Origin of the sequence: Flavonifractor sp. AGMB03687 (assembly GCF_017811815.1) — a bacterium.
Classification (GTDB): Bacteria; Bacillota; Clostridia; order Oscillospirales; family Oscillospiraceae; genus Flavonifractor.
In genome coordinates this window covers 1-5,539 of record NZ_JADKZI010000016.1, presented here as the reverse complement: position 1 = coordinate 5,539, position 5,539 = coordinate 1, and the positions used below count along the sequence as shown (strand labels likewise).

5 protein-coding genes and 4 pseudogenes are annotated in these 5,539 nt (G+C 50.2%); all 9 read left to right on the top strand.

Going from position 1 to position 5,539, the window contains the following annotated elements; all coding sequences use genetic code 11:
- Window positions 1–111, top strand: a pseudogene (locus tag J9789_RS16860) (aminoglycoside O-phosphotransferase APH(3')-IIIa); the annotation flags it as partial.
- Window positions 109–507: pseudogene (gene cfr(C) / locus J9789_RS16855) on the top strand (23S rRNA (adenine(2503)-C(8))-methyltransferase Cfr(C)); the annotation flags it as partial. The pseudogenes J9789_RS16860 and cfr(C), both read left to right, overlap by 3 nt.
- A pseudogene (locus tag J9789_RS16850) lies at window positions 491–682 on the top strand (hypothetical protein); the annotation flags it as partial. The pseudogenes cfr(C) and J9789_RS16850, both read left to right, overlap by 17 nt.
- A gap of 290 nt (window positions 683–972) precedes the next feature.
- Complete coding sequence (locus tag J9789_RS16845; protein ID WP_015517767.1) at window positions 973–2,220, top strand: plasmid recombination protein; 1,248 nt, start codon at window positions 973–975, stop codon at window positions 2,218–2,220.
- 415 nt (window positions 2,221–2,635) lie between these two features.
- Window positions 2,636–4,087 carry a hypothetical protein gene (locus J9789_RS16840; protein ID WP_199488597.1) on the top strand — a complete coding sequence of 484 codons (1,452 nt, stop codon included), beginning with the start codon at window positions 2,636–2,638 and terminating at the stop codon, window positions 4,085–4,087.
- A 255-nt stretch (window positions 4,088–4,342) separates the two neighbouring features.
- On the top strand, window positions 4,343–4,609 hold the full coding sequence (locus J9789_RS16835) for a type II toxin-antitoxin system RelB/DinJ family antitoxin (RefSeq protein WP_033119556.1): 267 nt from the start codon (window positions 4,343–4,345) through the stop codon (window positions 4,607–4,609).
- Window positions 4,602–4,880: a type II toxin-antitoxin system YafQ family toxin gene (locus J9789_RS16830; protein ID WP_021632616.1), complete on the top strand. Its 279-nt coding sequence runs from the start codon at window positions 4,602–4,604 to the stop codon at window positions 4,878–4,880. The genes J9789_RS16835 and J9789_RS16830 overlap by 8 nt, the downstream gene beginning before the upstream one ends.
- 33 nt (window positions 4,881–4,913) lie before the next feature.
- On the top strand, window positions 4,914–5,396 hold the full coding sequence (locus tag J9789_RS16825) for a hypothetical protein (protein ID WP_076917214.1): 483 nt from the start codon (window positions 4,914–4,916) through the stop codon (window positions 5,394–5,396).
- Between the two features lie 37 nt (window positions 5,397–5,433).
- A pseudogene (locus J9789_RS16820) lies at window positions 5,434–5,539 on the top strand (aminoglycoside O-phosphotransferase APH(3')-IIIa); the annotation flags it as partial.

The following is a 5,539-nucleotide window of genomic DNA, read 5'->3' as shown; positions in this document are numbered from 1 at the left end:
GCTAAGGTATATAAGCTGGTGGGAGAAAATGAAAACCTATATTTAAAAATGACGGACAGCCGGTATAAAGGGACCACCTATGATGTGGAACGGGAAAAGGACATGATGCTAGATCAGCACATTCGGCAAACAAATCGCAAGGTGTTTTTGGCATACATCATGCTAAAGGATGTCAATGACAGCGACAGACACGCAGAGCAACTTACCAAGTTGTTATTCAAACACAAAAAGTATTTGCCACTATACCATTTAGATTTAATCCCATACAATCAAACGACAGTTACGGAAACTATGGTGCCCTCAAGCCACACACGAATAAAGGCCTTTTGCCGTATCATTCATAATGCAGGAATTAGCGTCAATATCCGAACGCAATTTGGCTCCGATATTAACGCTGCTTGTGGCCAGTTGGCGGGGGCCTACCGTGACGATCAAAAACAAGGAGAGAGAACAATGTCCGCTAGAGATGTAAAGAGTTTTGGTGAAGAGGTTGAAGCGAGCTGTTGAACGCTCAAAGTTAGACCGAAAGACAAATATCGAATTGGTAGAAACCATGTGGGAGCAATTTTCCAATTTGGGAATCTATGAATTAAATGTTATAGATACAACTACGCATTCAATCAAAGATACTGTTTCAGCAGTAAAAGAAAAAATAGTAAGCGGTACGGCTTTACTATTTTAGACAACTTCCAGTTTATCGGTGGGATGAAGGTCGGGGAGCCGTCCGCAGACGGCAGGGGCAGCGCCCCTCCGGAGCTGGCAGAGCAGCAGGCACGAGCCGGCAGTGAAGCAGCTCCGGCAACCCCTCCCCTTTAGGGGCGCAAAGCACTTTCACACCGCTGCACCGATGGGGTGGCGGTGTGAAAGTGCTTTTGCGTTACTTTCTCACCAGAAAGTAACAAAGAGGTTGTTTTTAGCGGAAATTTATGATAAAATAGAGGACGGAAGAATAAGCGGAAAGGGGGCGATTTTATGGGAGTTACGATTTCGGGTATGACAGGTGCAGGGAGCATCCGGCACAACAACCGCAGCTTCTCAGCGGCGAATGTAGACCGGAGCCGGACGGAGCAGAACATTGTTTTCTGCAACGAGGATCTGAAGCAGGTCTATCATATGGTCTTTGATGAAGCTCTCGCAGCCTACAACGCAAAGAAAACCAAAACGAGAGATAAGATACCGGACTACTATGAGCATATCCGGCAGAGTAAACAGGAAAAGCTGTTCCATGAAGCGATCTTCCAGATCGGCAACATGAGCGACTGTGGGTGCGGTACGCCGGACGGAGAACGGGCGGCGGCAGCTCTGAAAGATTTTGCGGAGTCTTTTGCAGAACGCAACCCCCATCTGCGGGTGTTCAATATGGTGCTGCACATGGACGAGGCAACGCCCCATCTCCATGTCGATTTTATCCCTGTGGCAACGGAGCAGTCAAGAGGACTTTCTACAAGGGTATCTATGAAACAGGCATTGAAGCAGCAGGGGTTTGTCGGTGTCGGCAGAAAGCAGACCGAATGGGCGGCGTGGATGGAACGGGAGAAAGAAGCTCTGACGGAGATCGCCCAGCGGCACGATTTTGAAATTATCTCTCTCGGCACGAACAGACCGCACATGGACTTGCCGCAGTTCAAGGAAGCGGCTGCGAGGCTGGAAGCGGTGCAGCAGCAGACAGCGGCAGTAGAGCGGGAGGTTGCTGAGCTGGAACGGCAGCGGGACGCTCTGAAAGGCACTGTGCGGCTCTTAAAGGAGGCTGACAGGGTAAATGCACCCCTGCATGATATTCAGCCGGAAAAGACGCTCACAGGGGCAGTAAAGGGCGTGACGGTGGATCAGGTCGAGCAGCTAAAGAAAATGGCACTGCGCAGCGTGACGGATCGGCACAAGGTACAGGAGCTGACGGAGGAAAACACCCGTCTGCGGTCACAGGTGCCGTCCATGAAGAAGCGGCTGGAAGAAGCGCAGCGGCAGCAGAGGCTTGAACAGGAAAACCGGAGGCTGCGCGATGAAAACTATTATCTGCAATCCGAGCTGCAGGAGGAACGCAGCTTCACCGAGCGTCTGACGGACGGCATCGGTCGGATGCTGGACTTCTTGGAAGAACACTTGCCGGAGCGTCTGCGTCCTCTGCTTGAAAAGGCGAGGGAGCTGCTGCCCGATCCGGAGATTGGACAGCAGCAGGAGCAACAGCAGCACCAGCGAGGAATGGGCGGCATGGAGCTGTAAAAGAAGCCTGTCCGGAGGGCTTGAAAATCTCTTTCGGACAGGCTATAATAACAACTGAAAATAGGGAATTGCTGTATTGATAATCTAAGCCCCCTGTAAGGGTACTCCCAACCTATATTTTTTCTCTCTGAAAGGGAGAAAGTCGGAGGGGAAAAGGGGGGTGAGCGGAGGGGTGTTGGAAGTGTGGTAAACCTCGTTAGAGGTTTTCCAAGCCACTGTGGTAAACCCATCGGGTTTTCCATAGTGGCGGCACTTTCAATGCCCCGCAGCGAGGGGGAAAAGGGGGAGGTGACTTTCTCTTTAAGGCGGCGTAGCCGCCGCTCTTTTGCTCCCCCTTTTCCCCCTTCCCGCCCGCAGGCGATCCCCGCCGCAGCGGATTTTCTTTTTGGTACTTTTTCTTTTGTGAGGTGGTAATATGACCGAGAATTATCGAGGCTGCTACGAGTATTTGAGCGCACAATATCCGGAGGTCGGAGGCTATGAGTTTTATAAAGAGCTGTTTCCGGACAATGAGAACTCCGGAGAACGGCACACGGATTTTTCCCATCCGAACGCTGTGTATCTGTATCGGGACGAACAGAGCGAGGATAAGAAGCTCCGGCGCAGGAAGATGTATAACGACACATGGGAACAGGATTACATGGAGTTTGTCGAGGGGAACAGCCTTACTTTGTGCAGCGGTCTTGCATATCGCAGAAAGGAGAACAGGCTGGAGAACGCCCAGCGGATGTATGCTCTGATCTTCGATCTGGATGGCGTAGGTCTTGCCGAGCTGCGCAACCTCTTTCTGCGCTTTGGCGGCGATCCGGAGCGAGTGCGCCGGTTGCCGATGCCGACTTTCCTTGTTCTGTCGGGGACAGGGCTGCATATCTACTATGTTTTCCAGCAGCCGATTGACCTATACCCGAATATAAAAATTCAGCTTAAAAGTCTGAAATATGACCTCACTTTCCGGCTATGGGAGTATGGCAGCACTTCGCAGGTCAAGGCGATCCAGTATCAATCCATCAATCAGAGCTTCCGCATGGTGGGCAGCATCAATGACAAGCATGGGACGGAGCTGGTCGCTTTCCGTACCGGAGAACGGGTAACGCTGGATTATCTGAACGCCTACGCAAAGCCAGAAAACAGGGTGGATGTCAATAAGCCTTTCAGCCCATCCAAAATGACACGAGCTGAGGCGAGGGAGGCATATCCGGAGTGGTATGAGCGTGTTGTTGTGAGAGGCGAGAAAGGACGCAAGAAGTGGGATATTGCCGGAAAGGTGCATGGTGATGATCCGTATGCGCTCTACCATTGGTGGCTGCGGCAGATCGGAGAGATAAAGGGCGGGCATCGGTATTTCTTTTTGATGTGCCTTGCTATCTATGCTTACAAATGCGGTGTGTCGAAGCAGCAGCTCCGGCAGGATATGAAAGAGGCTTTTGATGATCTGCAGATGGTGAAGCATGAGAACGCATTGACCGAGGAAGATATACGGAGTGCGCTGGAAGCCTACGACAAGGAGTATTACAATTTCACGATTTCCGATATTGAAGCTCTGACCGATGTTCGCATCGAGCGCAACAAGAGGAATGGTAGATCACAGAAAGAGCATTTGAAAAGAGCAAGGGCGGTGCAGGAAGTGGATTATCCTGGCGGCACATGGAGAAGAAAAGGGGCAGAAGAAAAGAAAGCGCAAGTCTATGCGTGGCGGCAGGAGCATCCAGAGGGACGCAAGGCCGATTGTCATAGGGACACCGGACTTGATCCGAAAACGATCCGCAAATGGTGGGACACCGTACCGGAGGGGCATATAACGGTCAAAATACGCCCATCACAGGCTTTGAGCGATCTGTTGGTGGAGGAATTTAAGAAAGGGCTGTAAACGCCCCAGAAACGCCCTACAAGGCGTTTTCGGGGCGGGTAAGGGTTTTTATATTACCCCACCGAAAACGAGGCTTGAAAACCGCGCGAAATAAGGCTTTTTCACCCCCTAAATGTACACGCTGCGGTGTTAGCATATAGAAAGCACTGTTCATAGAAAAGTTGCAAAAAAACATTTGCAATGCACTTGCAAATGTCACGAATATTGAATATAATATTAGTGCAAGCTAAAAATGACGAGGAAAGGAGTGCTATTATGGCTAAAGGAAATATGACGATAAGAATGGAGCCGGAGCTGAAAGCACAGGCGGCAGCTCTCTTTAAGTCCCTCGGAATGGATTTGAGTACGGCAACGGGTATTTTTTATCGACAGGCACTTAGGTGTCATGGACTTCCCTTTGAAGTCAAGGTTGACGAGCCGAATGCTGTTACCTATGCGGCGATGGAGGCGGCAGAAAAGGGAGAGGATATGTATGGTCCGTTTGATAGCGTTGCAGATCTGATGGAGGCGCTGAATGCTTAAGCCGGAGTTTTCGGGGCAGTTCAAACGAGATTACAAGCTTGCGATCAAGAGAGGCTGCGATCCGAAGAAGTTGGAGGAAGTGATCACGCTGTTGTGTAACGAGCAGCCGTTGCCGGAGGCGTATCGAGATCATGCTCTCACTAATTCCAGAAATTATAAGGACATGAGAGAATGTCACATCGAGCCGGACTGGCTGTTGGTCTATAAAGTTGTTCGGCAGACTTTGATTTTGAAATTGATAAGGACGGGATCTCATAGCGATTTGTTTTGAGATTAACTCCGGATGAAAGAGTGGTGATGATATTTGGCGGGTGTAATAACGGAAATTGCAATAGAATGTGGCGTGTCGGAACAGGCAGTTCGTGCATGGTGTAGGCGAAACCATGTTGCGAAAGATGCGAAAGGAAGTTTCGCAATCAGCGAAAGTCAAAAAACCGCCATATATCAGCATTATTTAGGTGTTGAACGAAAGCAAGTTTCGCAACAGGCGAAAGCAAGTTGCGAAACTTGCGAAACCACTTTGATCGCTATGCTGCAGGGAGAATTAGACCGGAAAAGCGAGCAACTTGCTGTAAAGGACAAGCAGATCGAGGAACTGAACGCAAGGTTGGCGGAGGTCAGCTCGGCGTTGGTGACGGCACAGCAGACTGCGGCAGCGGCCCAGGCTCTCCATGCTGGGACAATGCATCAGCAGCTTCTTTCCGGCAAGTCCGGAGCCGATCAGCCGGAGCGTGAGACAGAACCGGTTCAAAAGCGTAGCTGGTTTAGTAGGTTCTTTGGGGACTAAACAGAACGACAAATCGGAAGTTGTGGAGGTAAAATAAATGGCTAAAATGAGAATATCACCGGAATTGAAAAAACTGATCGAAAAATACCGCTGCGTAAAAGATACGGAAGGAATGTCTCCTGCTAAGGTATATAAGCTGGTGG